Origin of the sequence: Sinorhizobium sp. M4_45 (genome assembly GCF_002885915.1) — a bacterium.
In the GTDB taxonomy this organism is placed as follows: domain Bacteria; phylum Pseudomonadota; class Alphaproteobacteria; order Rhizobiales; family Rhizobiaceae; genus Sinorhizobium; species Sinorhizobium meliloti_A.
Genome location: NZ_NWVE01000008.1, coordinates 311,799 through 336,434, shown reverse-complemented (window position 1 = coordinate 336,434; position 24,636 = coordinate 311,799). Strand labels below are relative to the sequence as shown.

The 24,636-nt window shown below is 62.2% G+C and carries 22 protein-coding genes and 1 pseudogene; 11 read left to right on the top strand and 12 right to left on the bottom strand.

Annotation, left to right across the window (positions count from 1 at the left end):
* Positions 1–59: 59 nt before the first annotated feature.
* Positions 60–1,319 (bottom strand): ABC transporter substrate-binding protein, encoded by a 1,260-nt coding sequence (locus CN933_RS22475; RefSeq protein ID WP_102762419.1) that lies wholly within the window; start codon positions 1,317–1,319, stop codon positions 60–62.
* Positions 1,320–1,414: 95 nt separating this feature from the next.
* On the opposite strand from CN933_RS22475, the pseudogene CN933_RS31955 reads away from it, so the two are divergent.
* Together CN933_RS31955 and CN933_RS22465 are read left to right on the top strand one after the other, a co-directional pair.
* Positions 1,415–1,530 (top strand): annotated as a pseudogene (locus CN933_RS31955) (site-2 protease family protein); the annotation flags it as partial.
* Positions 1,531–1,650: 120 nt separating this feature from the next.
* The gene (locus CN933_RS22465) at positions 1,651–2,151 is read left to right on the top strand and encodes an anthrone oxygenase family protein (RefSeq protein WP_102762418.1); all 501 of its coding nucleotides are present in this window, start codon (positions 1,651–1,653) and stop codon (positions 2,149–2,151) included.
* 8 nt (positions 2,152–2,159) lie between these two features.
* On the opposite strand, the gene CN933_RS22460 is transcribed toward CN933_RS22465, so the two are convergent.
* Entirely contained in the window at positions 2,160–2,636 is a 477-nt protein-coding gene (locus tag CN933_RS22460) for a hypothetical protein (protein WP_102762417.1), read from the bottom strand.
* A 175-nt stretch (positions 2,637–2,811) separates the two neighbouring features.
* Between CN933_RS22460 and CN933_RS22455 the strand changes: the two genes are divergently transcribed.
* Positions 2,812–4,062: a S41 family peptidase gene (locus CN933_RS22455; RefSeq protein WP_102762416.1), complete on the top strand. Its 1,251-nt coding sequence runs from the start codon at positions 2,812–2,814 to the stop codon at positions 4,060–4,062.
* A 52-nt stretch (positions 4,063–4,114) separates the two neighbouring features.
* Here CN933_RS22455 and CN933_RS22450 read toward each other — a convergent pair whose 3' ends face one another.
* A complete protein-coding gene (locus tag CN933_RS22450; protein WP_102762415.1) occupies positions 4,115–5,113 on the bottom strand; it encodes an ABC transporter permease in 999 nt (332 codons plus the stop codon).
* 29 nt (positions 5,114–5,142) lie between these two features.
* Positions 5,143–5,883, bottom strand: coding sequence for an ATP-binding cassette domain-containing protein (locus CN933_RS22445; RefSeq protein ID WP_018097000.1), 741 nt, complete (start codon positions 5,881–5,883; stop codon positions 5,143–5,145).
* 417 nt (positions 5,884–6,300) lie between these two features.
* Here CN933_RS22445 and CN933_RS22440 point away from each other — a divergent pair, with 417 nt between their 5' ends.
* A complete protein-coding gene (locus tag CN933_RS22440; protein WP_102762414.1) occupies positions 6,301–7,290 on the top strand; it encodes a sugar-binding protein in 990 nt (329 codons plus the stop codon).
* A 59-nt stretch (positions 7,291–7,349) separates the two neighbouring features.
* Here CN933_RS22440 and exsH read toward each other — a convergent pair whose 3' ends face one another.
* Complete coding sequence (gene exsH, locus CN933_RS22435) at positions 7,350–8,747, bottom strand: endo-1,3-1,4-beta-glycanase ExsH (protein WP_102762413.1); 1,398 nt, start codon at positions 8,745–8,747, stop codon at positions 7,350–7,352.
* A gap of 177 nt (positions 8,748–8,924) precedes the next feature.
* Between exsH and CN933_RS22430 the strand changes: the two genes are divergently transcribed.
* The gene (locus CN933_RS22430; protein WP_102762457.1) at positions 8,925–11,648 is read left to right on the top strand and encodes a PAS domain S-box protein; all 2,724 of its coding nucleotides are present in this window, start codon (positions 8,925–8,927) and stop codon (positions 11,646–11,648) included.
* Complete coding sequence (locus CN933_RS22425; RefSeq protein WP_018097004.1) at positions 11,645–12,028, top strand: response regulator; 384 nt, start codon at positions 11,645–11,647, stop codon at positions 12,026–12,028. The genes CN933_RS22430 and CN933_RS22425 overlap by 4 nt, the downstream gene beginning before the upstream one ends.
* 86 nt (positions 12,029–12,114) lie before the next feature.
* On the opposite strand, the gene CN933_RS22420 is transcribed toward CN933_RS22425, so the two are convergent.
* On the bottom strand, positions 12,115–12,366 hold the full coding sequence (locus CN933_RS22420) for a helix-turn-helix domain-containing protein (protein WP_018097005.1): 252 nt from the start codon (positions 12,364–12,366) through the stop codon (positions 12,115–12,117).
* A gap of 868 nt (positions 12,367–13,234) precedes the next feature.
* Between CN933_RS22420 and CN933_RS22405 the strand changes: the two genes are divergently transcribed.
* Complete coding sequence (locus tag CN933_RS22405; protein ID WP_102762412.1) at positions 13,235–15,055, top strand: ABC transporter ATP-binding protein/permease; 1,821 nt, start codon at positions 13,235–13,237, stop codon at positions 15,053–15,055.
* Positions 15,056–15,101: 46 nt separating this feature from the next.
* Here the strand turns inward: CN933_RS22405 and queE are convergent, their stop codons facing one another.
* The 3 genes from queE to queC are packed head-to-tail and all read right to left on the bottom strand — an operon-like array spanning position 15,102 to position 16,902.
* Positions 15,102–15,839 carry a 7-carboxy-7-deazaguanine synthase QueE gene (gene queE / locus CN933_RS22400; protein WP_102762411.1) on the bottom strand — a complete coding sequence of 246 codons (738 nt, stop codon included), beginning with the start codon at positions 15,837–15,839 and terminating at the stop codon, positions 15,102–15,104.
* The gene (queD, locus tag CN933_RS22395; RefSeq protein WP_102762456.1) at positions 15,836–16,192 is read right to left on the bottom strand and encodes a 6-carboxytetrahydropterin synthase QueD; all 357 of its coding nucleotides are present in this window, start codon (positions 16,190–16,192) and stop codon (positions 15,836–15,838) included. Before queD ends, queE begins: the two co-directional genes overlap by 4 nt.
* Positions 16,192–16,902 (bottom strand): 7-cyano-7-deazaguanine synthase QueC, encoded by a 711-nt coding sequence (queC, locus tag CN933_RS22390; protein ID WP_102762410.1) that lies wholly within the window; start codon positions 16,900–16,902, stop codon positions 16,192–16,194. Before queC ends, queD begins: the two co-directional genes overlap by 1 nt.
* Before the next feature lie 400 nt (positions 16,903–17,302).
* Here queC and CN933_RS31600 point away from each other — a divergent pair, with 400 nt between their 5' ends.
* The 3 genes from CN933_RS31600 to CN933_RS22375 all read left to right on the top strand — a co-directional run bounded on the left by CN933_RS31600 (position 17,303) and on the right by CN933_RS22375 (position 18,742).
* Positions 17,303–17,842 carry a hypothetical protein gene (locus CN933_RS31600; RefSeq protein ID WP_018097010.1) on the top strand — a complete coding sequence of 180 codons (540 nt, stop codon included), beginning with the start codon at positions 17,303–17,305 and terminating at the stop codon, positions 17,840–17,842.
* Between the two features lie 64 nt (positions 17,843–17,906).
* Positions 17,907–18,284: a hypothetical protein gene (locus CN933_RS31595; protein WP_180980782.1), complete on the top strand. Its 378-nt coding sequence runs from the start codon at positions 17,907–17,909 to the stop codon at positions 18,282–18,284.
* An 11-nt stretch (positions 18,285–18,295) separates the two neighbouring features.
* Positions 18,296–18,742 (top strand): hypothetical protein, encoded by a 447-nt coding sequence (locus CN933_RS22375; RefSeq protein ID WP_102762409.1) that lies wholly within the window; start codon positions 18,296–18,298, stop codon positions 18,740–18,742.
* A gap of 156 nt (positions 18,743–18,898) precedes the next feature.
* On the opposite strand, the gene CN933_RS22370 is transcribed toward CN933_RS22375, so the two are convergent.
* Positions 18,899–20,713 (bottom strand): ABC transporter ATP-binding protein, encoded by a 1,815-nt coding sequence (locus CN933_RS22370; protein WP_102762408.1) that lies wholly within the window; start codon positions 20,711–20,713, stop codon positions 18,899–18,901.
* A 532-nt stretch (positions 20,714–21,245) separates the two neighbouring features.
* Here CN933_RS22370 and galE point away from each other — a divergent pair.
* Positions 21,246–22,232 carry a UDP-glucose 4-epimerase GalE gene (galE, locus tag CN933_RS22365; protein ID WP_026168811.1) on the top strand — a complete coding sequence of 329 codons (987 nt, stop codon included), beginning with the start codon at positions 21,246–21,248 and terminating at the stop codon, positions 22,230–22,232.
* 88 nt (positions 22,233–22,320) lie between these two features.
* On the opposite strand, the gene exoZ is transcribed toward galE, so the two are convergent.
* Together exoZ and CN933_RS22355 are read right to left on the bottom strand one after the other, a co-directional pair.
* On the bottom strand, positions 22,321–23,328 hold the full coding sequence (gene exoZ / locus CN933_RS22360) for an exopolysaccharide production protein ExoZ (protein ID WP_102762407.1): 1,008 nt from the start codon (positions 23,326–23,328) through the stop codon (positions 22,321–22,323).
* Positions 23,325–24,632, bottom strand: a complete 1,308-nt coding sequence (locus tag CN933_RS22355; RefSeq protein WP_102762406.1) for an O-antigen ligase family protein — start codon at positions 24,630–24,632, stop codon at positions 23,325–23,327. The genes exoZ and CN933_RS22355 overlap by 4 nt, the downstream gene beginning before the upstream one ends.
* Between the last annotated feature and the right edge of the window lie 4 nt (positions 24,633–24,636).

Genomic DNA, 24,636 nt, shown 5'->3' with positions numbered 1-24,636 from the left:
GATGAAACCGGACCGGCGGACTGTGAGAGGAAGCCCGCCGGCATTGGCTGGAGAAACGATCAGTTGCTGAGGCGCTTGTCTTGCTTACGCGTCTGCTCGGCGAAGTCCTTCATCGTCTCCTCGACGCCGCGCTGACCGAGCGCCATGGCTTCCCACATCTTGTATTCGGTGGAGCGCATCCAGGTGACGACAGTGGTGCGGGCGCGGCCGCGAGCATAAGGCAGCGAGTTGATGGCGACATCAATGCCCGGTTGGGTTTCGAGCGCCTTTATCGCGACCGGCTGCTTCGGCGTGTCCTTGTTGAGCGGCATATAGCCTGTTGCTGCGAACCAGACCGCATTGGATTCAGCCGAGGCGGCGTAGCTAACGAACTTATAAGCGGCATCCTTCACGTCTTGATCGGCCTTGGCGAAAATACCAATTCCGGCGCCGCCGATCGGAACGGCGCAAACTTTATTGCAAGGCATCGGCCGCACGGCGAGCTTGTCTCCCAGCGCCTTTTTCGAGCTGGTGTAATTCCCGGTCGAGTTCAGCATGATGCCGACCTTGCCGGCGAGGAAGGCGTCACGGCCGTTGTCCTCCTCAGTCACGCCGTCGGGCGAGGCGACTTTGTGCTCATGTACGAGCGAAGCCATCCATTGATAGGCTTCGATCGTATTCGACTTGTCGAGCATGATTTCGCCGGTTTTGGAATCGACGAGATCGCTGTCATTGGCCATGACCAGACCCCAGCGGGCGAATTGGCCAGGAGCCGCAATGCCGGAAATTCCCTCGGAACCGAGCTTCTCCTTGATGGTCTTGGCCGCCGCCAGGATGTCGTCGAACGTCTTGAGCGGCGTATCGGCCGGCAGCCCTGCGCGCTCAAACACATCCTTGTTGAAGTAAAGGACCGGCGTCGAGGAGTTGAACGGGACGATATAGGTCTTGCCGTTAATCACGCCGACTTCGCGGGCGTAGTCGTAAAGCTTGTCTTTCAGCGGATCGGCGTCGAAATAGGGGGTAAGGTCCGTCAGAATGTTGCTGTTGGCGAACAGGCCGTAGCGGGTCACTTCGAGAATGACGGCATCGGGCGCGCGGTTTGCCGGGATAGCAGCCTGAAGTTTTGCAACGATATCGTTGTAATTGCCGATGAATTCGGCCTGGATATCGATTTGCGGGTTGGCGGCTTCGAAGCCCGCTATGACTTTCTCAAGCGCTTCACCCTGTCCGTTCTTAAAGCTGTGCCAGAAGGTGACCTTGGTGTCGGCATAGGCCATCCCGACGGTGGAGAAAAGCGCGACCGCACTGGCCGCCAGAATGGTTTGCAATTTCGATGACATGCTCTGCCTCTCCTGCATTTAAAATTGCATTTGCTTCGGCGACAGATAGCGGAGGGGCACGACAGTTTGGTGAAGGCTCCCTGAAGCTTTTGTGACTGGTGAAGCCATTCGCGACCCTTAACCGATCGGGGACCATCGACGACGCCATCGACACACTGCTTGCCACCACGCAGCGCAATTTCCGGTGGTCGATGCCGCCGGCCACTTTGAGCCCGAAGATTGATGGAACCGAATCGGCGCTCCGGAGTTCGGGCCACAACCCTACGGCGCTGCGCGTCTTGGGGAAACACGCAAGTCGAGGAACCTGCAGCAGGCAAATCGGATCGACTTAATGCTCGTGACGGTAGAAGTTCTCACGATCGTCCTGGTCGCGACAGCAACGGCACTGGCCCTTGCCCATGCACTCGAGTTGCCCGGCAAATTGCGATTGCCTAGAGAACAATATCTGGCGATGCAGGCAATCTACTATCCGGGCTTCACCATCGGGGGCGCAGCAGAGCCGGCGGCGCTGCTTCTTACTGCCGCTCTCCTCTTCCTGATGCCCGGCGGAACGGCGGCCTTCTGGCTGACTGTCGGCGCATTCGCCGGGCTGCTGGCGATGCACGCGGCGTACTGGATCCTGACGCACCCCGTGAACAACTTCTGGCTCAAGGATACGCAGTTGGGAGGAACGGGTGCGCGCTTTTTCGCTTTCGGCGCGCAACGCGCTTCGACGGCCGCGGAAAACGCGGACTGGACCGTCCTGCGGGACCGCTGGGAGCGATCCCATGTCGTACGGGCCGTCTTCGGCCTCGCCAGCCTCGTATTGCTCGCAACGGCGATAGCTCTCTGAGTATTGCGCTATGTGCCACTGCCAAGGCGCGGTGCCAGCAGGGCGATAGAAATCGACCCGAAGGCGAGGACCTTCAACGCGGCGACGGCCATGTGGCCCGTCTCCCATCTGAGGCGTATCGCTTCGAAGTCCGGCGGGATCGGGCCTGGTTTCCAGGTGGCCAGGATCGCATTTGCCGGAGCGACCAGCGTGAACCACGCCGCCAGCGCTCCAGCAAATAAAATCGCGCCGGCGAGGGCGAACCAGAACGCCGGCCGCTCATTGGCGAGCAGGTAGGAAAGAAAGCACGCCGCCAGTATCGTCGTGACGTCGAGCGGCGCGCCGACCTTTGCAAAAAGCGCGAACTGGCCGTTGAAGACGGTCGCCTCGCGCCACAGTTCCGGCGCCCAGACGAACAGCCGGGGCGGGAATACATGGGCGAAGGAGGGGCCGAGGCTGAGAGCGGCGAGCAGCAGCGATACCAGGCCTGTAAGATAAACGACCATTCCCCGCCTTTACGTATGTCATCGGCAGCCTGGCCTACAACTTTGGCGATGGGCAAGTGTTCCATGAAAAGGAGAGACTATGCCGCTCTCGCCGACCTCACGGAATGTTGTTGAGAGAGGCCTCACTGCAGTCGCCGATGTGCCGGTATGATCCCCGGACAACGGAGATCGATCCATGCACGCGAAGATGCCCGGGGGCCTGTTGGCCGGGTTCCTGCTTCTCCTCGTTCCTGCCCAGGGCTTCGGCCTCGACCTGCCGCGCTCGGGTCATCCGATATTCGACCGCGTCGTCACGCTTGTCGTCGACAACTTTCACGATCCCGCAGCGCTCGACGGCTTCGGCGCAGCGGTACGGCAGGAACTGGACGGCGGCGACCCGCTGAACCCGAAGAGCACGGAGCCCCGGGTCGATGCTGCGGTCGAGAGAGTCCTCGCGAGCCTCGACGCGTCGCATACCGCTCGCTTCACGCGGGATACGATTGCCTATTACGAACTCGCCGACATATTCCGTTACGCTATCCGCCACGACATGAAGCGGCTGTTCCCGCCGGATGGCCGGGCCAGCTATGCCGGGGTCGGCATGGTCGCCCGGATGGAAAACGGTCTGCTGTTCGTCAGCGACGTCTATGACGGTTCGCCTGCGGACAAGGCGGGTATCCGGGTGGGCGACGAGGTTCTGTCGGTGGATGGCGCGCCGTATCGCGAAATCGAATCCTTCCGCGACAGGATCGGACAAAAGGTGGAGATCCGCCTGCGCCGTAATCCCGGCGCACAGCCCTTCACGGCCAGTGTCGCGGTCGAACGGCTGCGGCCCTTGCCCACATTCGAAAAGGCGATCGAGAACAGCGTGTCCGTCAACGAGAGCGATGGGCGGCGCATCGGTTATCTGCGTCTTTGGACCCTTTCAAGTCCCGACGGTCTCGACATCGCGGCGCGGGAACTGGCGACCGGCCGTCTCAAGGACGCCGATGGCGTCGTCGTCGATCTGCGCGGACGCTGGGGCGGCGGTCCGCCCGACGCTGCGGAGCTCTTCGTCGGCGATACGCCGAACTTCAGGCTGATCTCCCGCAACGGCAAGGATATGCTCGCCAATGTCCGCTGGCGCCGCCCGATCGTCGCCATCATAGACGAGGGATCGAGAAGCGGCCTCGAACTCTTCGCCTATGCGCTGAAGGCCAACGGAATCCCGCTCGTCGGGACGCGCACGGCGGGGGCGCTTCTCGCCGGCCGCGCCTATATCCTGCCGGACGACAGCATTCTGGAGCTTGCGGTTTCCGACGCGGTGATCGATGACGACGTGCGGCTGGAGGGGCGCGGCGTCGAGCCGGACGTAACCGTTCCGTTCCCCCTGCCCTATGCCGACGGACACGACCCCCAGCGCGAAGCCGCCATGGAAGAGATGCGGCGCATCCTCGCCAAGGGCTGAGCCGGCGAACCGGTTCTTGAATGCGGGCCGCGTCGGCCCGCCCTTCCCTCGTCTATTCGCTTTGCCGGAAGTTTCGGATCCGGTCGAAAAGCACCGCGAGCACGATGGCGCCGCCGATGAAGGCGCCCTGCCAGAATGCGTTAATTCCGAGCAAGCCGAGGCTGTTGCGGATCACCTCTATCAGCGCAGCTCCGATCAGGGCGCCGGAAGCCGTGCCGGCGCCGCCGGCAAGATTGGCGCCGCCGATGACGGCAGCGGCGATGACCTGAAGCTCCATTCCTGCACCGATATTGGTCGTCACGGCACCGAGCCAGCCGGTCTGGATGATGCCGGCAATCCCCGCCGCGAGCGCGGAGATCATGTATACGGCAACCTTGATCCTTCTCACCGGAACGCCGGTGAGCGTCGCGGCGTGCTCGTTGCCGCCGATGGCGAAGACGTAGCGGCCGAACTTCGTCCAGCGCAGAACGAAGCCGGTGAGGAGGGCCAGGACGATCATGTAGAGCACCGGATTGGCGATACCGAAGAACCAGGCGCCGCCGCCAAGAGCCAGGAGCGTGTCGTGGTCGGGGCCGAACTCGAATACGACCGTATTGTTGGATGCGACCATCGCCAGGCTTCGCGCGATCGAGAGCATTCCGAGGGTGATCACGAAAGGTGGAAAGCCGAGATAGGCTATCATGACCCCGTTGAATGCGCCGGCGACCAGCGCCGTGCCGATCGAGGCGGCAATACCCACCTCTATGCCGTAGCCGGCATGCATGACCACGGCCAGCACCATGCTGCACAGGCAGAGGACCGACCCGACCGACAGATCGATGCCGCCGGTAATGATGACCAGCGTCATTCCGAGCGCGATGATCGCGACGAAGGTGAAGTTGCGCGTGATGTTGTAGAGGTTTTTGGCCGTTGCGAAGGAGTCGGTGGCAACCGACAGGAAGAGGCAGGCGAGGATGACCGCCACCAGGACCCAGAATGCCTGGCTGGCCAACAGGAACGAGAGCCATCCGCGCTCTCTCTGTCCGACTGCTCGATCGAGCGTAATTGCCATTGTCGACCTTCGCTTTCTTTCCGAATGGTTCACACCTGTTCGATGGCGCCGGTGATCAGGCCCGTCACCTCCTCCGGCGAACTCGCGGCGATCGGCTTGTCGGCAACCTTCCTGCCCCGCCGCATGACGATGACCCGGTCGGCGACGGTAAAGACGTCCGGCATACGGTGGCTGATCAGCACGACGGCGATGCCCCGGTCGCGCAACTCGCGGATCAGGTTCAGCACCTCGGCCACCTGCCGTACCGAAATGGCCGCCGTCGGTTCGTCCATGAGCACGATCTTGGCCTCTGAAAGCATCGTCCGCGCGATTGCAACCGCCTGCCGCTGACCGCCCGACATTTGCCTGACCAGGTTGCGCGGCGGCGTCTCCGACTTCAGTTCTTTGAAAATCTCGCCGGCGCGGCGATACATCGCCCTGTAGTCGAGTATGCGCAGCGGCCCGATGCCGCGCCTGATCTCCCGCCCGAGAAAGACATTTGCAGCAGCCGTGAGGTTGTCGCAAAGCGCCAGATCCTGATAGACGATCTCGATGCCGTGCTGCCGCGCCTCGACCGGGCGATGCATCACGAGTTCCGCACCGTCGAGCCGGATCGTTCCATGGCTCGGCCGGAAGTTGCCGGCCATCATCTTGACCAGTGTCGACTTGCCGGCGCCGTTGTCGCCCATGAGCCCGACCACCTCGCCGCGGTCGAGCGAGAGCGACACGTCGCTGACAGCCTGAATGGCGCCGAAATGCTTGGAAATATTGACGAGTTCGAGAACTGCCACAGCCGTCTAGCCTCCCGAAGCAGCGGGCCGCCTCCTCGGTCGCTTGCCCCGCTCTCGCGCTCTCCCGGCAAGGCGACCGCTTCCATTTACGCAAATGCGCGGGAAAGCGTCAATCAATAGTCCTACAAATCGCTCCGCACATACGCTGAAACGCATATTGTCATACAAATAGTCGTTGACGTGCCGTTCGCGCGGATATTAGCTGGTGCTGGGAGGAGAGCATGCTGATCCTTGTCCCCCGGGGCACGGGCAGGGTCAGGCGGACCTCATCGCGGCGCTGCTTGACGATCCGCACGCGACCGGCCGCTCTTCAATGCCTCGATGGATCGACGGCTGCGCGACGCCGCCGCCTACCCGAAACTCTCATATTTCAAGGCGCGGGCACGCGCGTGTCCGCTTGTTTCAAGGGAGGAAGGAATGAGGAAGGCACTATTGCTTGCCGTTGCCGCTCTGGCACTCAGCGCCGGAACGGCCATGGCCCAGAAGAAACAGCTCGTCATCGTGGTGAAGGGGCTGGACAATCCCTTCTTCGAAGCGATCAACCAGGGTTGCCAGAAGTGGAACAAGGAAAATCCGGACTCGGAATACGAGTGCTTCTACACGGGTCCGGCTTCGACCTCGGATGAGGCGGGCGAGGCGCAGATCGTCCAGGACATGCTGGGCAAGGCTGAAACCGCCGCAATCGCCATCTCGCCATCCAATGCGAAGCTCATCGCCCAGACGTTGAAGACCGCCAATCCATCGGTTCCGGTCATGACCGTGGACGCGGACCTCGCCGCCGAAGACTCTGCCCTGCGCCAGACCTATCTCGGGACCGACAACTATCTGATGGGCTACCGCATCGGCGAATACATCAAGAAGGCCAAGCCCGATGGCGGCAAGATCTGCACCATCGAGGGCAATCCCGGCGCCGACAACATTCTGCGCCGCGCCCAGGGCATGCGGGACGCCCTGACCGGCCAGAAGGGCCTGGCGGAACTCAAGGGCGAAGGCAACTGGACCGAAGTGGCGGGCTGCCCGGTCTTCACCAATGACGACGGCGCCAAGGGCGTACAGGCGATGACCGATATCCTTGCCGCCAATCCCGACCTCGATGCTTTCGGGATCATGGGCGGGTGGCCGCTGTTCGGCGCGCCACAGCCCTATCGCGATCTGTTCAGGCCGATGGCCGACAAGATCGCCAAGAACGAATTCGTCATCGGCGCTGCCGATACGATCGGCGAGGAGGTCGCCATCGCCAGAGAAGGATTGGTTACCGCTCTCGTCGGGCAGCGGCCATTCGAAATGGGCTACAAGGCTCCGCAGGTCATGCTGGACCTGATCGCCGGCAAACCGGTCGAAGACCCGGTCTTCACCGGCCTCGACGAGTGCACCAAGGAGACTGCGGATACCTGCATCCAGAAATAGCCGGTCGAAGGCCGGCAGCCTGCACCGCCGCAGGATTGCCGGCCTTCGGACTCCCTGGTTCAGATCTGCCAGTCCGCGTCGAGCGAATAGGCTTTGATGTAGTCGATCTTCATTTCGGACCCGTCGGCGAGACCGTCGCGGGGTGTGCCGGCGATGCCGCCGACCGCCAGGTTGACGAGCATGTACATCGGGTCGTGCATGTCGGAAGGCGTATCGGCGCGCGCGATCGCCGCATCGTCGAAATACCAGACGATCTCTTCTTCCGTCCAAAGCACCCCGTATGTGTGAAAGCCGCTCGCATCTGCGACTTTTACCGCATTTTCGATGCTCGTCCTCGATCCCGTTTCGTTGGAATGCACCGTGGCGATGACGGTATTCGGGTCCTGTCCGCGCATTTCCACGACATCGAGTTCCGGCGGCCAGGAACCGTCGGCGGGCAGCAGCCAGAAAGCCGGCCAGACGCCCTGGTCGTCCGGCATGTCCGCGCGCATTTCGAAATAGCCGTAGGTTTGGGCAAAGGACGAGTAGGTCGTCAGCATTCCGGACGTGTAATCATAGCCGTTGATCTCGGCCTGGATCGACTCCGACGCCGGCGCGGCCGTGATCGTCAGCACGCCGTTGTTGACGGAGAAGGGGTTGACGGAAGCGGTCGGCTCATAGCTCGGATTGATGTACCATTGCTGCTCGCCGTTACTGGAAAGCGTCGCTCCCTTTTCCGGCGCCCACCAGAATTTGGCGTCCCAGACCCCGCTTGTACCGTTTCGGAGCTGAAGCGTATTGAACTCGTCCGAGAAAGTCTGAGACAGGACGGAGCGGTCGAGGCTCAGCCTGAACTGGTGCGCCTGCAATTCGTCGGCGGTGGTGTTCGCGAATACCAGACTCTCGCCATCGGCGAGATGGAGCCGGAGATCCGCGCCCTCCTGCGCCACATTGGACAGAATCTGCTCGAACGACGTGAAGCCGTAGCCGTCGAGGCGTACGATGTCGTCATAGTTGAAATCGGTGATGAGGTCGCTTCCATTGCCTCGCGCAAACACGAAGGTGTCGGCACCGCCCGCGCCGATCAGGACGTCGTTGCCGCCGCGCCCGTCGATCGTCTGCGTTCCCGACGCGCCCTTAATGATGTTGTCCGTATCGTTGCCGAATGCGAAACGGCCGCTTCCGGTAACCGTGAGGTTCTCGAAGTTCGCCGGCAGGGTGTAGCTCATCCACGTGCTTATCGTGTCGACGCCCTCGCCGGCCGCTTCCGATGCCCGGTTGATCGACGAATACAGGTAGTAGATGTCGTCGCCCCTGCCGCCGATCATGGTGACGTTCACGGAGCTGTCGCCCCACATGGAATCGTTGCCGGCAGTGCCATGGAGCGTGGGGCCAGATCCGGTGGCGGAGAACCAAGCAGTCGAACTGCCGCTGTAGTAAAGCGGCGTTCCCACGGCGTTCAATACGGTTTTGCTCATCGAAATGTCTCCGGTTTGATGTTCGGTTTCCTCCGCTCACCCCGGCGCTGATCGCGTCCTCAGGCCTAAACTAGACGGGGCTGCCGTTTTAATAACCCCCAAGAGTTTGGGGGGCGGGCGCGGAACAAAGCAGCGATGGCTGCGTTCTTTGAAGTTGGCGGCGGCTGCGGAGGGAACATGCACGGCGCAGAAATTCTACCCAAAACGACGATCGACGATGTCACGACTTCAGAAGCGACCGATTATCGGGCCGTGCTCGACGCACTCGCGGTGCCGGTTTACGCAACCGACGCTGAAGGTATCGTCACCTACTGCAACGCCGCGGCCGTGGCCGTCGCGGGGCGCGAGCCGGAGCTCGGTAAGGATCGCTGGTGCGTCAGTTGGCAACTGAGGCGGCCGGACGGCTCGCCTCTTGCGCACGACCAGTGCCCGATGGCGCGCGCATTGAAAGAAGGGCGGCCGATAAGGGGGGAAGAACTGATCGCGGTCCGGCCGGACGGCACCTCGGTCCCGCTTCTCCCGCATCCGACGCCGATCTTCGATAATACGGGCGCAATGACAGGAGCCGTCAATCTTCTCGTGGACCTCAGCGGCGCGAAAGATATGGAGCGCAGTTCCCGCTATCTCGCCGCGATCGTCGAATCTTCCGACGACGCGATCGTCGCGAAGAACCTGGACGGGATCATCACCAGCTGGAACCGCGGCGCGCAGCGGCTTTTTGGCTATACGGCGGAAGAAGTTATCGGCAAGTCGATCACCATCCTCATACCACCGGAACGTCTGAGCGAGGAGCCCGGCATTCTCGAACGCATTCGTAGAGGCGAACTGGTTGACCATTTCGAGACCAAGCGCCGGCGCAAGGACGGGACTCTGGTGGACATTTCGCTCACCGTTTCGCCCGTCAGGGATGCAACCGGCCGCATTATCGGCGCCTCCAAGATCGCCCGCGACATCACCGAGACGAAAAGCGCGGCAGAGGCATTGGCTGCGCGCTTTCGTGAGCAGGCCGCACTGTATCGTCTGACGGAAAGGGTTCAGCGTACCAAACGGATAGAGGAAGTCTACGAGGCGACACTGGACGCCATCCAGGGCGCGTTGAAATGCGACCGCGCCTCGATTCTGCTCTTCGACGATTCCGGGACCATGCGGTTCGTCGCCGCTCGCGGCCTTTCAGAGCATTATCAGCGCGCTGTCGACGGACACTCCCCTTGGCATACGGGAGCGAACGAACCCGAGCCGATCTTCGTCGAGAATATCGACGAGACGGAAATCTCGCGAGAGCTGAAGGAGAGCATAGTCGGCGAAGGTATTGGTGCGCTCGGCTTCTTCCCGCTCGTCACGGAAGGCAGGCTGATCGGCAAATTCATGACCTATTACGACCGGCCACATCGGTTTGAGGAAACCGAGATCGGCATGGCGCTTACCATCGCGCGGCAACTCGGGTTCACCATCCAGCGCATGAGAGCCGAATATGCGCGGCGCCAGGCGGAAGAGCAGTTGCGCCGCAACGAGGCCAACGAAAGGGCGCGCGCGGCCGAGTTGGCCGCGATCATGGAGGCCGTCCCGGCTTTGATCTGGATGGCGCGCACGCCGGATTGCCGCGTCATCAGCGGCAATAACAGCTCCTACGAGATTTTGCGGCTACCGCACGACAGCAACCTTTCGATGTCGGCGCCTCCCGGCGAGCACCCCACCAACTTCCGCGTTTTCTCGGAAGGGCGCGCATTGTCGCCGGAGGAGATGCCGGTACAAAGGGCGGCGCGCGGCGAAGAGGTGCAGAACTTCGAGCAGGAAATACGCTTCGACGACGGAAGCTCCCGTCATATCTTCGGCAACGCGACTCCGCTGCGCGACGTCACAGGCGAAGTGGTCGGAGCCGTCGCTGCTGCTGTCGACATCACCGGACGCAAGCAGGCCGAGGAGGCGCTCCAGGAAAGCGAACGGCGCCTGCAGCTCGCACTGGATGCCGGACATATGGGCGCCTGGGAGTGGAACCTCGAAACGGGTGAGGTAATCTGGTCGCCGGGGCTGGAGGCGCTTCACCGTATCGAGCCCGGGTCGTTCGGTGGAACGCTGGCCGACTTCAAGCGCGACGTACACCCGGACGATCTTCCCTTGATCGAGCGCGAGATGGCCAGGGCGATCGAAGCAGAGGGAGACTACCACGTCGTCTACCGTGCTCAGTTCCCCGACGGGGCCATCCGGTGGATCGAGGCTTTCGGACAGCTTTCGCCGCGCAACGGTCCCAAAAGGCGTCTGATCGGCGTCTGCATGGACATCACGGAGCGCAGGGAGGCCGAAGCGCAGCGCAATCTCCTCGTCGCCGAGCTCAGCCACCGCGTGAAGAACACGCTGGCGATCGTCGGTTCGATCGCACGACAGACCTTCTCGACCAATCCGGACGCCACCGCGGCGCACCGTTCCTTCGATGCGCGCATAAGGGCGCTCGCGCAGACGCATACGCGCCTCGCGGAGGCGAGCTGGTCTGGAGTTTCCCTGAAAACCGTGCTGTTCGACGAACTGGCGCCGTATCAGGACGACGGCAGGACGAACGTGACCCTTGCCGGGCCGCCGGCGATGTTGCCGCCCAAGCATGCGCTCACCCTCGGCATGGCGGCGCACGAGCTTGCAACCAACGCCGCGAAACATGGGGCACTCTCCGTCAAGAGCGGAAAAGTCGATATCGAGTGGATGATCGACGTCGCAAGTGAGCGGCTGCGGATATGCTGGAGCGAGACGGGCGGACCGGCGGTTGTTGCGCCCAAGCACAACGGTTTCGGGCGTCTGTTGCTCGAGCGGGTCCTCGCCTCGGATCTTGGCGGTGAAGTGCATCTCGAGTTTGCGCCGCAAGGCCTGGTTTGTACGATCGACGTTCCTTATCCGCGCGGAGCTCCGGGATGAATCCCGGCGACCGATGCCGTGTGCTCGTCGTCGAAGACGAGTTTCTTGTCGCGCTTCAGATTGAAGACGATCTCGTCGCGGCGGGCTATTCGGTGATCGGCCCGTTCACGAGCCTCGCACAGTCGATTTCCGCAGTTCGCGCACACCCGTTCGATATCGCGACCCTTGACCTGAACCTGCGAGGCGAGTTCGCCTATCCACTTGTCGATGAACTTATTGAGCGCGAGGTGCCGGTGCTTCTGTTGACCGGTTACACCGTGTTTGACTTGCCTGAACGATTTCGTGCCCTGCCTCGCCTGGCAAAACCGTTCAACGGCACGCAGCTCATCCAGAAGATAAAAGGCCTCCACCCGTTTAATGGCAGCCCGGCCGGCGTGTGAGCCGGCCGGGCCAGATTACAAACGGGTCAAGGTGCTGAGCGCTTCCGGCAGAGGGTGGCGGAACCGCGCACCTCGTTCTGTCGATCTCACATTTCCGTGGGCAGGAAATGGGAAAGCGGCACCTGCAGTGCGCCGGCGACGCGCTTGAGCTTCGCCGGGCTGAACTCCGTGCCGTTCTCGATATCGTTGATTTCGACGACGGCAAGGCCGCAGGTGACCGCGAGATCCTCGATGCTGTAGCCGACCGCTTCACGCGCGGCCTTGACGCGAGCGGCGATGTCGCCGTTGGGCATCGGAGCGGCTTCCTTGTCGCCAATGTTGGAGGGTGAAATAGACATAAATGTCTCCTTCTCTTGGCATGAAAATTCTTACGAATTTTGCTGTTGAGTACGGGTCGACACGCGTCACTGCATGCCCCCTGAACCGCAATTCAAGGGAAAAGACATGCAACAGATAAAAGTGCTGCAGCAACCTTTGTGCGCGTGAGACGCGCGGCGCTGCAGGACGGCGGTAACGTTTTATGTCATCGCTGTAACATGGACAAGCCGAAATCGCTCTTGTGCACCGGAAGCGCCAGTCGGGCACTGGAACGTGGATTTTGGCACCGGGGGTTGCGATGTCCCGATTCGGCGACCGGGCCGAGAATCGCGCTCAATATTGCTGGCGACGAGCAAATGTCCGGCCGCGATAACGGTCAGGCCTCGTAGATCACAAAAGTTTACTGTATAGCCGGTGGGACCTGTCAGGTACTCCCCAAGCGACAATTGCAGAAGAAAATCGCGAATACATTCAAAGGGTCGCACGTCGCGGCTGCATGCTCAGCGATGCCGTTCCGGAAAACGGGTGGGGTCCGACTGTCTCGGAACGGATCAAAATCCGGTTTTCAGGCGGCGCCGTTGTCCATACATTGAGCGGTATGGGGATTTCTAATTTAGCTCTATTTCAGATTTCTAACGGTCTATTTGCTTCGTACCGACTGTTGCTCGGCACTGAATCTCCACTTGTCGGACCGCCGCCGCCGAGCATGAAAAGGGGCGCTGCCATACGGCACTCGCCCTGGCCGGCAGATTGTTCAAGCCACACAGGCGACCGTAAACAAAACGTCCCGGATCTGTCCGTTCACGCTTTTCGCGGGCCCAATGGCCGCGCGTACCGACCGTCGGATTAGATGGGGATGCCGTGTGCGCCGAGGGGAAGGAATTGGAGATGAAGAACCAAGCCGGCAATGAGACTCAGGCCCGAACGCCCACCGCCCCACCCGAAGGCAGCAGTATCTGGCAGCAGTTCGAGATGATGCGGCACGCCTTCGTCGACTCGCCGGTTTTGAAGCCTATCCTGTGGCTCGCGGCCGGCAGCTTCACCATAATCATCGCCACCGCCATCGGGCAGATCGTTCTCAATCGCTGGTACCGGCCCTTCTTCGACGCGATCGAGCGGCGTGATCTCAACAGCTTCTTCTATCAGCTCATGCTGTTCGTCCTCCTCGCCGGCGTGCTCCTGGTGTTCAACGTCGCCCAGCAATGGCTCAATCAGATGGTGCGCTTGAAGCTGCGCGAAGGGTTGACATTGGACTTGATCGGCCAGTGGATGCGGCCGCGACGTGCCTTCCGGCTGGCGAATGCCGGCACGATCGGCGTGAACCCGGATCAGCGCATGCAGGAGGATGCCGGACACCTTGCCGATCTCACGACCAGCCTCGGATTCGGGCTTTTGCAATCGTCGATCTTGCTCATTTCGTTCGTCGGCGTCCTCTGGTCCCTTTCAGCGGGCTTTGCCTTCCAGATCGGCGAACGATCGCTGGAAATTCCGGGCTACATGGTGTGGGCTGCAATCCTCTACGCCGGCTCCGCGTCGTGGCTGAGCTGGCTCGTCGGTCGCCGGCTGATCGTTCTGAACGGCGAGCGCTACGCCCGCGAGGCCGATCTTCGCTTCTCGATGATGCACGCCAATGAGCATATCGACGGCATCTCGCTTGCGGGCGGCGAGGCTGGAGAGCGACGGCGTCTGCAACTCGACCTCTCATCCGTGCTCGATGCCACGCGCAACATATTCCGAGCCGAAATCAATCTTGCCTGGGTTCAGGACGGCTATGGCTGGGTCACTGTCGTCGCGCCCATTCTGGTTGCGGCGCCCGTCTATTTCGCGGGGAACATCAGCTTCGGCGGCCTTATGATGGCGGTGGGGGCGTTCAATCAGGTGCATTCGTCGCTGAAATGGTTCGTCGCCAATGTGAGCGCGATAACGGACTGGCGGGCAACGCTGCTGCGCGTTGCGGCCTTCCGCCGCGCGCTGATCACCGCGGACACGCTGCATGGCGATGAACAGCGTATCGACTTCGTCGAGAACGACAGTGCCACTATGACGTTCGAGAACCTGGAGGTGGTCTCCCGCTCGGGGCGAACCAGGCTGGAAGAGTCTCGTATCGAGATCGCGCCTGGTCAACGGGTCAACATCATCGGCGATCCGCGTGCCGGGAAGACGCTGGTCTTCCGGGCGCTCGCCGGGCTCTGGCCCTGGGGAAGCGGTCGCGTGGGAATGCCTGCCGGCGAAACCGTGGCCTTCATTCCTCGCGCGCCTTATTTCCCCCGCGGCCGGTTGCGCGACGCCCTTGCCTATCCGCACGCAGACAGTTTCCCCGACAAAGTGCTCGTGACTGCGCTTTCGAAGGTCGGGCTCGACCACCTTGCGACTTCGCTCGATCGCGAGGCCCGTTGGGAACGCGAACTCGGCGACGACGAGCAGCGCCTCCTGGCCTTCGCCCGGCTTCTCGTGCAGAAACCCCGCTGGGTCGTCATCGACGAAGCGCTGGAGACCATGGACGCCGATGCCCTGAAACGGGCCCTTTCGATCTTCGAGGCCGACCTGCGGGAGACCGCGGTAATCAAGATCGGCCGAACGCCGCGGAACGGAGTGCAGTTCTCTCGCGTGATCCATCTCGTCAAGGACGCCGAAGGCCCGGCCCTGAAGCCGGTTCGCCTCGGCGGAGGCGTTTCGGGCCTGGAGGTGGCCGCACGCGGTGCGCCTTGAATTCGGATCAGCGTACTGCGGCCTGACGAGACACGTGACTGCTGCTTCAAACGCCTCGCCTGTTGCCCCAGATGAGGACATGCAGTTGCGGCAGGACCCGCGCCCCGAACCACCGGTCTGCAACGACCCTGTCGACCAACCAGCGCATACGCTCCATCACGCCGTCGATATCGATCGGCGCGTCCGCCTGGTCTGCGGGCGGCGGCGTATGATTGCCGGGCTGCAGATAGACGGGCAGATCCGGCTGGCGGGCGGCGGCCGCCCTCGCATAGGCATAATCCCTCTCGTCGAAGACCACGAACTTCAACACCGTCTGCGGCTTGCTCCCAGCACTGCGGCGACAGTCGTCCAAGGCTTCCCAGTCGGTCTCCATCCCGCTCGAGGGCGGCTTGGGACTGAGCACCAGAACGTCGACAGCGGCGAACCAGTCGCGGGCAAGCGAACCTTGCGTTTCCAGGGCAAATCGATAGCCCTTTTCATGCCCGCGGGCGATCAGATCGCCGAACGGCTGTATTGCCGGGTTGCCGCCCGATAGCGAAACCATCACGGCTTCTCCGCCCGAAAGCCGAACGATTTCCTGCCAGACCTCCTCGGTCGACATCTTTTGCCATTCATGCCGGTAGCTGCTGTCGACGGCATGGAGGCTGTCGCACCAGGAACAACGGAAATCGCAGCCGCCGCTCCTGACGAATACCGTCGGCAGGCCGATCAGCACCCCCTCCCCCTGGATCGTCGGTCCGAAGATCTCGCTGACGCGGATTTCGTCGGATCGGGTGTGCATCATGGGCGATACTCCGCCCAGGTCTTCGCCGTCTCGCTGACGCGAACGGCCGTCGTCTCGGGTAGCCGGGCTCTGCACCATTCGTAGAAATGCTGCGCCAGGCATTCCGCAGTCACCCGATCGTGCCCGAGCACGTCGTTCAGATGGCGGTGGTCGAAGCAGTCGTCGATATATTGCTTCAGCGGTGCGAGCTCGTGATAGTCGCGAACGAATCCATGCTCGTTCAGCCTTTCGCCGGAAAGCTCGACCTCGACGATGTAGTTGTGCCCATGCAGTCGGGCGCATTGATGCTCGGCCGGAAGGCTCTTCAGCTGGTGCGAGGCGGAGAAATGGAATTCCTTGGTGATGCGGAACATCATTTCACCTCTTCGGCAACGAAGGAGCCGGTCGCCGCGACCCAGAAAACCGGATCGTCGTACTCCGTCGGATCAGGGACACCCGCGAGGTGAAAGGCTTCGCGCCGCTCGACACAGGTGCCGCAGCGCCCGCAATGGTGGGCGCCGCCCTTGTAGCAGGACCATGTCTCGGCAAAGGGCGTGCCGTGCCTGGCTCCGTCCGCGACGATGTCGGCCTTGGCGACGTTCACATAGGGCGCATAGAGCGCAACATCCGCATATCCGTCGAGCGCGCGGTTCTGCATCGCCTGGAAAGCGTCGATGAAACCCGGCCGGCAATCGGGATAGATGAAGTGGTCGCCGCCATGCACGGCGGTCGCGACTGCATCCGCCTTGCGGGCTGCAGCGACGCCGAAGGCGATGGCAAGCATGATGGCGTTGCGGTTCGGCACCACCGTCGCCTTCATCGTCTCTTCGGCATAGTGCCCGTCCGGCACGTCCAAATCGCCGGTCAGCGCCGATCCGGTGAGGTGGCGGCCGATCTCGCGGATGTCGATGATCTGGTGCGGGACGCCGAGGCGCATGGCGCAGGCGGCGGCGAAATCCAGTTCCTTGCGGTGCCGTTGGCCGTAATCGAACGACAGGAGGCCGGAAAGCTCCTGTTCAGCCGCGACCTTGTGCGCAAGCGAAACGGAATCCAATCCGCCGGAGCAGATTACAATTGTCTTCATGACAGGTGTCCTTGTTTTGACCGGGTAGGCTGCGACCGGAGTTCTACTGCGCGCCTTCTAGGCCATAGAGGACGGTTTGTGAATGGCCGACCGGTATGGAAGGAACGGATTGTCCAACGGACAGAGCCACAGGGCTCCCCCCGGGAGCAAGCACTGTCAGTTTGTTGAAAAGGGTTGCCCGAAAACCAAGGGCACAAAACGAACCGCATGCCAGCCCGGTTCCATTCGCAATCGCCGCTCGGACCTATGCACGCGCCGAACGGACAAAGGTCCGATCGGCTTCCAGACTATGTGCCGGCATCCCTTCGGTCCGAAGTCCCAGCCCGGAACACGTTACGCGGGTTTGGGTTGGTAGGCAGGTTGCAGCCTCAAGGACATCAACGTCAGGAAAGGAACTCCAATGCGGTATTTCATCAGGACGGCCCTCGCGGCGGGCCTTCTCGCGGGCACCACCCTCGGCGCGTTCGCGCAATCGAGTACAACGATCGGCACCGGCGGCACCAGCGCCGGCGGCGGGACCTCAAGCAGCACCGTCGGAACGGGCGGAAGCTCGGCTGGTGGCGGTTGCGATCCGAACACCAGCGATTGCCAGTCCGGCTCTGCATCGACACTGGGAACGGGCGGATCTTCGGCCGGCGGCGGTACGTCAAGCAGCTCGGTCGGGACGGGCGGATCGGCCGCCGGCTCGGGTAGCGCCGGCTCCGCTTCGACCCTTGGCACCGGCGGCTCGTCCGCGGGCGGCGGAAGCTCCAGCAGCTCCGTTGGAACCGGTGGTTCAGCCGCCGGCTCGGGTGGCGGAACATCGGATGAGACCACCGGCAGTGTCCAGGGCGATGAAAACAGCGCCCGCGACGCCGCTCAGGATGATGAGAGCAACAAGAATTGTCCTCCTGGCCTCGCCAAGCAGGACGCCTCAAAGGGCAACAAACCGTCCTGCTGACGTCAACTCGGCTGGCTTCGGAGCGCCCTCCGAAGCCAGCGTTCTTCAAAAAGGAGGAGCTCCGATGACCTCCAGTTCATTTTTAATCCCGGTTGCCACGGCACTGTTCGCGGCTGCTATGGCCGCCCCGGACCATGCCGTGGCGAAAGAGATCAAACTCGACGACGGTTCGACATGCATGGTCATCGAACATGAACAGTCGGAAGGGGGCAGCGTTTCGTCGTCGGTCACAGCCGGTTCTGGCAGCGTATCCTCGTCCACGACGGTTGGCGGCGGCACAGCAGCGAGCGGTGGGTCTGCCAGCAGCAGTTCCGCATCCTCGGCGACGAGCGGATCCTCCGGCGGAGAGAGCTTTGCGACCGCGAGCGTGACCCGCCCCGATGGCACCACCATTACGCGCCGGTCGGATGGAACCTGCGCAATCCTCCAACCGAAAAAATGAAAGGAGCTGTGATGCTTCGAAGAACGATACTCGCAATTTCCGTCGTGATGTCGGCGTCGGCTGCCTTCGTACCAGCGCACGCTCAGGACTGCGATGTGGCCGGAACTGTCGGATCTGGCGGAAGTGCCGCGGCCGGCGGCACCTCAGCCAGCACGTTGGGAACGGCCGGCACATGCAGAACCGATGACGGAACGACATCGTCGATCGGCGTCGGCGGAAGCGCAGCAACCTCGCAAGGAAAGGCAAAGAGCCAGACGAAGGTAAACGAGAATCCCTCCCAGCTGCAGGGACAGTCCAAGGCTCAGGCCATGGACAAAGGAACGTTCAGCAAGTCACAGACCAAGACCAAGGTTACGGACGACGGACTGCAGAGCCGGACGAAGACCATGTCCCATGTTCCGGGCGAGAAGCCGACCAAGAGCACGACGAATACGTTGATTCCGTTGCCGCAAGAGTGACTGCGGCATTCGGACCTCAGGCAGGCCCAAGACCTTGTAACTCGTTGAAAATTGGCGCGGCCCTGCCCGCCGAGCCGTGCGCCTGTCTACACGACCGGTCGATCGCCGCATCTTTGCTCGCAGCGGTCGACCGGCCGTTTGCCCGGGCTTGTGGCCTCATCCCTCGCTGAGAATGAGCCCCTTCGTCAGCTCCAGTGCCTGTCTTTCGAAGAGACTGCGATAGATGCCGCCCTTGACGCGGATGAGTGCCCCGTGATCGCCTTCTTCCGCAATGCGGCCCCGATCGAAGACCAGCAGCCGGTCCAGCGCACGCACCGTGGAAAGCCGGTGTGCGACCACGAGCGTGGTGCGCCCCGTCATCAGTCGCTCCATCGCCTGCTGGATCAGCACCTCGGACTCCGAATCGAGGCTCGATGTCGCCTCGTCCAGGATGAGAATGGGCGCATCCGCCAAAAAGGCGCGGGCAATCGCTACCCGCTGGCGCTCGCCGCCGGAGAGCTTCACGCCACGTTCGCCGACCAGCGTCCCATAGCCCTTGGGCAGGGCGGCAATGAAGTCATGCGCGCTGGCAAGCCTTGCCGCCTCCTCGATGTCGCGTTGTGTCGCTCCCGGCCGTGCATAGGCGATATTCTCAGCAAGCGAGCGGTGAAACAGGATCGGCTCCTGCTGCACGATGGCGATCTGCTGGCGCAGAGACGCCTGGGTGAAGTCGGCGATATTCTGCCCGTCGATGCGGATCTCGCCGGCATTCAGATCATGCAGACGCTGGATCAGCTTGATGAACGTCGTCTTGCCGGAACCGGAATGCCCGACGAGACCGACACGCTCGCCGGCCGCGATATTGACCGAGAATCCCTCGTAAAGGGGTGCGCGATGGGCTCCGTAGTGAAAAGTCACGTCGCGGAACTCGATCTCGCCCTCGGTGATGCGGATGGGTTTTGCGCCCGGCCGGTCCTCGACGCCGAGCGGCTGGCCGTGAATGGCGACGAGCTCCTCCATGTCGTTGATCGACCGCTGCAGGTTGCGGATATGCATCCCCACCTCCCGCAGATAACCCTGCAGGATGAAGAACGAGGTGAGCACGAACGTTATGTCGCCTGCGGTCGCCTGCCCTCTCGCCCACAACAGGAGGGCAAAGCCGATCACGGCCGCGCGCAGGACGAGCAGCATTGCGCCCTGCGCCGTACCGTTGAGCGTGCCGCGCGACCAGGTACGACGCGTCCGGTTCTCCCATTTGCGGAGAACCTTGGCGAGACGCGCGTCCTCGCGCCCTTCCGCACCGAAGGCCTTTACGACGGTATTGCAGCTGACCGCATCGGCGAGCGCCCCGCCAAGCCGTGTGTCCCAGCTGTTGGCAAGGCTCGCCATCGGCGCCACATAGCCGAGCGACAGGGAAACGGTAACGGCGATGAAGGCGATCGAGCCGAGACCGATGATCACACCCATCATCGGCCAGTACCAGGCCATCAGCGCCGTGGACCCGACCAGCATGACGATAGAAGGGAAAAGCGCGACGAGAAGCGTATCGTTCAAGAGATCGAGCGCCCACATGCCGCGCGTCACCTTGCGGACCGTGGAACCGGCGAAGCTGTTGGCATGCCAGTCACTGGAGAACCGCTGGATGTGATGAAAGGCGGCAGCGGCGATATCCGACATCATCTTCAGCGTGAGGCTGACGATACCCAGGAAGGTCACATGCCTGAGGATGATGGCTCCGAACGACAGGGCCATCAACATCATGAAGGCCGCCATCGCCGCGTTCCAGGCAACCTCGTCGCTCGCCGCACCTGAAATCACCGCGTCGACCAGCCGGCCGGAGTAGAGCGGCGTAAGCACATCGGCGAGCGTCGAAAGCAGCACGGTTGACAGTAGAGCTGCGAGCCGCACCGGCTGCTTCTTCCAATGGGCCCAGGAGAATCGAAAAACGCTACGGAAGGCGCGGTTGCGCGCCGTGAAACGAGTAAATGCCATAGGTGTTGCCCGGTGACGAGCGCACCGGCCTCAATATTTCGAAAGCGTGAAAATGCCGTTGGGGAAAGGGTCAGAACGGCATCAGCGGATCGCCGGCTTCTAAGAAGAAGCGGTGGGGCGATGACAATTCCTGCCTGCTGCGAAGAAGCGCGGACGCTTGCGTCACAGGGTCAGGATCGTGGATCCGCCCCGTAGGGAGAAGAAAATGCCTGCATCGTAACCTCCCTAATCTGATTGCCGGAGGACCGCTTATAGTTGAGGACGCGGCGCACGCCAAGCGCCTATATTGTATTTTCCTGCAAGCAGAGCCGGCGTGCTGCAAGTTTGCAACAGTCTGCCGGATCACGGCGCGACATGCGGCCATAGCTTGCGGCATCCGGGATCGAACGTCGGTTCAGTCCGCGGTTCCCGCCGCGAAGCTGTTGAAAATGCCGCGATTTTGCAGAACCTTCATAATGTGTTGGAAATTTCGCCGCTATTCATTGCAAAGCCTGCCCTGTCGAATTTCAGAAATCATCCTCAGAGGTTGCCCGTGCAGAACAACAACATTCTCGTGGTCGGCGGCGCCGGCTATATCGGCTCGCATACCTGCCTTCAGCTTGCGGCAAAGGGTTACCAACCCGTCGTTTACGACAACCTCTCCAACGGCCACGAGGAATTCGTCCAATGGGGCGTCCTTGAAAAGGGCGACATCCGTGACCGGCAGCGTCTTGAAGAGGTTCTTGCCCGGCACAAGCCGCGGGCGATCCTGCATTTCGCGGCGATGATCGAGGTGGGCGAGTCGGTCAAGGACCCGGCCGCCTTCTATGACAACAACGTCATCGGCACACTGACCCTTTTGTCTGCGGCGCTTGCCGCGGGCATCGATGCCTTCGTCTTCTCATCGACGTGCGCGACCTACGGACTGCCCGACAGCGTACCGATGGACGAGAGCCATAAGCAGGCGCCGATCAATCCCTATGGCCGCACCAAGTGGATCTGCGAGCAGGCGCTGAAGGACTACGATCTCTACAAGGGTCTGCGCTCGGTCATCCTGCGCTATTTCAATGCCGCGGGCGCAGACTTCGAGGGCCGCATCGGCGAATGGCACGAGCCTGAGACCCATGCGATCCCGCTCGCCATCGATGCGGCACTTGGGCGGCGCGAGGGCTTCAAGGTCTTCGGCACCGACTACGACACGCGCGACGGAACGTGCGTCCGCGATTATATCCACGTCCTCGATCTGGCGGATGCCCATGTGCGGGCGGTCGACTATCTCCTGGAGGGTGGCGAGAGCGTCGCACTCAATCTCGGGACCGGCACCGGTACCACGGTGAAGGAGCTGCTGGACGCGATCGAAAAAGTGGCCAAGCGACCGTTCAACATCGGCTACGCCGAGCGCCGGGAGGGCGACTCGACCACGCTTGTCGCCAACAATGACAAGGCGCGTCAGGTTCTCGGCTGGGAGCCGCAATACGATCTCGCGGCGATCACCGAATCGGCCTGGAACTGGCACTCGCGCAGAAATCAGGGCGGCTGATCTTCCCGACCAGCGACCGTGGCTGCCGGAAACGATGGGGACAGCCCGGTCTTCCAGGTAAACCGTTCGGGCTTTTCCTGGAGCTGCTCTATTCGGCCGCTCGGCGTGCCGGGCCCGCCGTGACACGCCGGGCGCGGCCGCGCCGCAGCAACGGGCGTTCGAGCATCATATACGCAGCGATCCCTAAGAGCGTTCCCGAAAGAACCCCCGCGAACATCGTTGCGGGCGCGCCGAGCCCGATCGCAAGGCCTGCCTTGGCAACGACCGAAATCGCAAATGTGTGCCAGAGATAGATCGAATAGGAGGCGTCTCCTAGAAGCCCCGGCAGCGGCAGCGCCCGCACGCAGCCGTTCACCTCGAGCGAAAGCACCCCGGTGACGAGCAGAACCGCCAGCGGCCCGGTCGTCAGTTCGTCGAATGGCAGACCGAGCACACCGATGAGAGCGAAGCCGCCGAGCGAGCAGGCGAGCAGCGCAGAACCGACCGCGAGCGGCGGTACCCTGCCCTTCAGCCAGAACTCCCCGATGATCATGCCGGCGACGAATTCCAGAATGACCGGTCGCGTATAGGTCAGCATCACCGGATCGTCGAAGGCGACGACACGGCCCGCGATCACCAAGGCAAGGAACAGCCCTGTGACGACGGGCAGCCGCCAGTTGCGCGGCATGAACAGCGAGCCGGCGAAGACGGCGTAGAAGAGCATCTCGAAATTGAGCGTCCAGCCCTGCACCAGCACAGGCCAAATCTCTGCACTGCTCGGCGAGCGCGCGGGGACGAAGAACAGCGACGCCAGAACATGTTCCAGTGTCAGCACCAGATTGGGGAACAGACCCGCCAGTGCGCCCGCGACCATCACGGCGGTCGCGAGCCAATAGACCGGCACGATGCGGCGGCAGCGATCGGCGATGAATTCTACGGGGGTCACGGATCGGCGGTCGCTGATGACCCACATGATGAAGCCGCTGATGACGAAGAAAACATCGACGCCGGCGGCTCCGATCGTGAAATGATAACCTGTCTTTTCCGCAGCATGGAAGAGCACGACGGCGATTGCCGCAGCCGCGCGAAGATATTGAATGCCGTAGATCGTCTTCAATGGCCGTCTCCCGGCCGCGGCATCATCGGCCCGAAAGACCGCCCGTATGGCGCCGGATGGAATCCTGCCGGCCAGAGCAGGGTCGCTGCCTGCCGGCGACGCGGTATCGTCAGTTTCCCCGCCGTGAAGTACAAAAGGAAGGATCCGACGTGGTAGGGGGTGAGAATATCGATTTCGACGAAGGCACGAACGAAGAGCAGCGCGCCGACACCGAAGAGCACCATCGCCTCCGGATCGCGATCCTCCGCAAGGAGGCGCTTCAATTGGCCGACCAGCGCTGTGACCAGCACCATGGTAAGCAGGATCAGGCCGACCAGGCCCGTCTCCACGACCGCTTCGATAAAGGTGTTGTGGAAATGGAACCCGGCGCGCGAACCGATATAGAACTCCTCCCATAGCCGCTCGGCCTCGGAGAAGCCCTGCACCCAATAGGCCTGGTAGCCGACGCCGAAGAGCGGCGACGCCTTCGCCGCCTCGATGCCCTGCTGCCAGAGATAGGTGCGACCGGTGAGCGTCGAATCTTTGCCGAAGGCGCCGAGGATCAGATCGACGCCGCCGGCATAGATCATCGCGACGGCGGCAACGCCGCCGAACACCGACGCGGCAATGAAGAGGAGCTTCCTGCTCGCGGGACGCAAGGCCGTGATCGCCCGCATCCCGATGCAAAGACCGATGACGGCCGCGGTTGTCAACACGGAGGTCGCCGATTGCGACGTCAGCAGGCAATAGGCGGCAAGCAATCCGGCAACCCCTGCCGCGCCCATCCATAGGCCCTTTTCCCCGAGCACAAAGACGGCCGCGAAGGCGAAGTAGATGCCGAGCGAGGCGTAGAAGCCCAACTGGTTCTTCGACGCGAATGCGCCAACGAAGCTGTAGGTGCCGTCCAGCGGATCGTAATGATAGGTACCGAAGAGCAGCGAATAGAGGAGCACGATTGCGGCGCCCGCAATCATGCCGCGCGTCAGCGTGCGGATGTCGATCGTGCGCATTGCGATGAGCGCGCAGACGACATGGCTCAGATACTGTATTCCGGTGCGCAGCGACAAGGACGGGGCCGCAGACCAGAAGATCGAAATGCAGGCGAAGATGGTGAAGGCGAATATCCAGAGATAGCTGGCGTAGTTGCCGAGAACCTTTCGGTAGTCCACGAGGACGAGCGGCAGCCACAGGCCATAATAGGCGAGGATAGAAACCTGTCCGAAGCGCGCCGAATAGGCAAAGACGAAGAGCGACAAGGCCAAGGCGAAGATGCCGTAGACTTCATTCGCTCCAGGCCTGACAAGGCTCGCCTTGGATATCCTCATGCCT

Excerpts from the sequence above, each read along its gene's own strand:
- CN933_RS22475 (WP_102762419.1), bottom strand. The coding sequence starts at position 1,319 with ATGTCATCGAAATTGCAAACCATTCTGGCGGCCAGTGCGGTCGCGCTT.
- CN933_RS22465 (WP_102762418.1), top strand. The coding sequence starts at position 1,651 with ATGCTCGTGACGGTAGAAGTTCTCACGATCGTCCTGGTCGCGACAGCA.
- CN933_RS22460 (WP_102762417.1), bottom strand. The coding sequence starts at position 2,636 with ATGGTCGTTTATCTTACAGGCCTGGTATCGCTGCTGCTCGCCGCTCTC.
- CN933_RS22455 (WP_102762416.1), top strand. The coding sequence starts at position 2,812 with ATGCACGCGAAGATGCCCGGGGGCCTGTTGGCCGGGTTCCTGCTTCTC.
- CN933_RS22450 (WP_102762415.1), bottom strand. The coding sequence starts at position 5,113 with ATGGCAATTACGCTCGATCGAGCAGTCGGACAGAGAGAGCGCGGATGG.
- CN933_RS22440 (WP_102762414.1), top strand. The coding sequence starts at position 6,301 with ATGAGGAAGGCACTATTGCTTGCCGTTGCCGCTCTGGCACTCAGCGCC.
- exsH (WP_102762413.1), bottom strand. The coding sequence starts at position 8,747 with ATGAGCAAAACCGTATTGAACGCCGTGGGAACGCCGCTTTACTACAGC.
- CN933_RS22430 (WP_102762457.1), top strand. The coding sequence starts at position 8,925 with ATGCACGGCGCAGAAATTCTACCCAAAACGACGATCGACGATGTCACG.
- CN933_RS22425 (WP_018097004.1), top strand. The coding sequence starts at position 11,645 with ATGAATCCCGGCGACCGATGCCGTGTGCTCGTCGTCGAAGACGAGTTT.
- CN933_RS22420 (WP_018097005.1), bottom strand. The coding sequence starts at position 12,366 with ATGTCTATTTCACCCTCCAACATTGGCGACAAGGAAGCCGCTCCGATG.
- CN933_RS22405 (WP_102762412.1), top strand. The coding sequence starts at position 13,235 with ATGAAGAACCAAGCCGGCAATGAGACTCAGGCCCGAACGCCCACCGCC.
- queE (WP_102762411.1), bottom strand. The coding sequence starts at position 15,839 with ATGATGCACACCCGATCCGACGAAATCCGCGTCAGCGAGATCTTCGGA.
- queD (WP_102762456.1), bottom strand. The coding sequence starts at position 16,192 with ATGTTCCGCATCACCAAGGAATTCCATTTCTCCGCCTCGCACCAGCTG.
- queC (WP_102762410.1), bottom strand. The coding sequence starts at position 16,902 with ATGAAGACAATTGTAATCTGCTCCGGCGGATTGGATTCCGTTTCGCTT.
- CN933_RS31600 (WP_018097010.1), top strand. The coding sequence starts at position 17,303 with ATGCGGTATTTCATCAGGACGGCCCTCGCGGCGGGCCTTCTCGCGGGC.
- CN933_RS31595 (WP_180980782.1), top strand. The coding sequence starts at position 17,907 with ATGACCTCCAGTTCATTTTTAATCCCGGTTGCCACGGCACTGTTCGCG.
- CN933_RS22375 (WP_102762409.1), top strand. The coding sequence starts at position 18,296 with ATGCTTCGAAGAACGATACTCGCAATTTCCGTCGTGATGTCGGCGTCG.
- CN933_RS22370 (WP_102762408.1), bottom strand. The coding sequence starts at position 20,713 with ATGGCATTTACTCGTTTCACGGCGCGCAACCGCGCCTTCCGTAGCGTT.
- CN933_RS22355 (WP_102762406.1), bottom strand. The coding sequence starts at position 24,632 with ATGAGGATATCCAAGGCGAGCCTTGTCAGGCCTGGAGCGAATGAAGTC.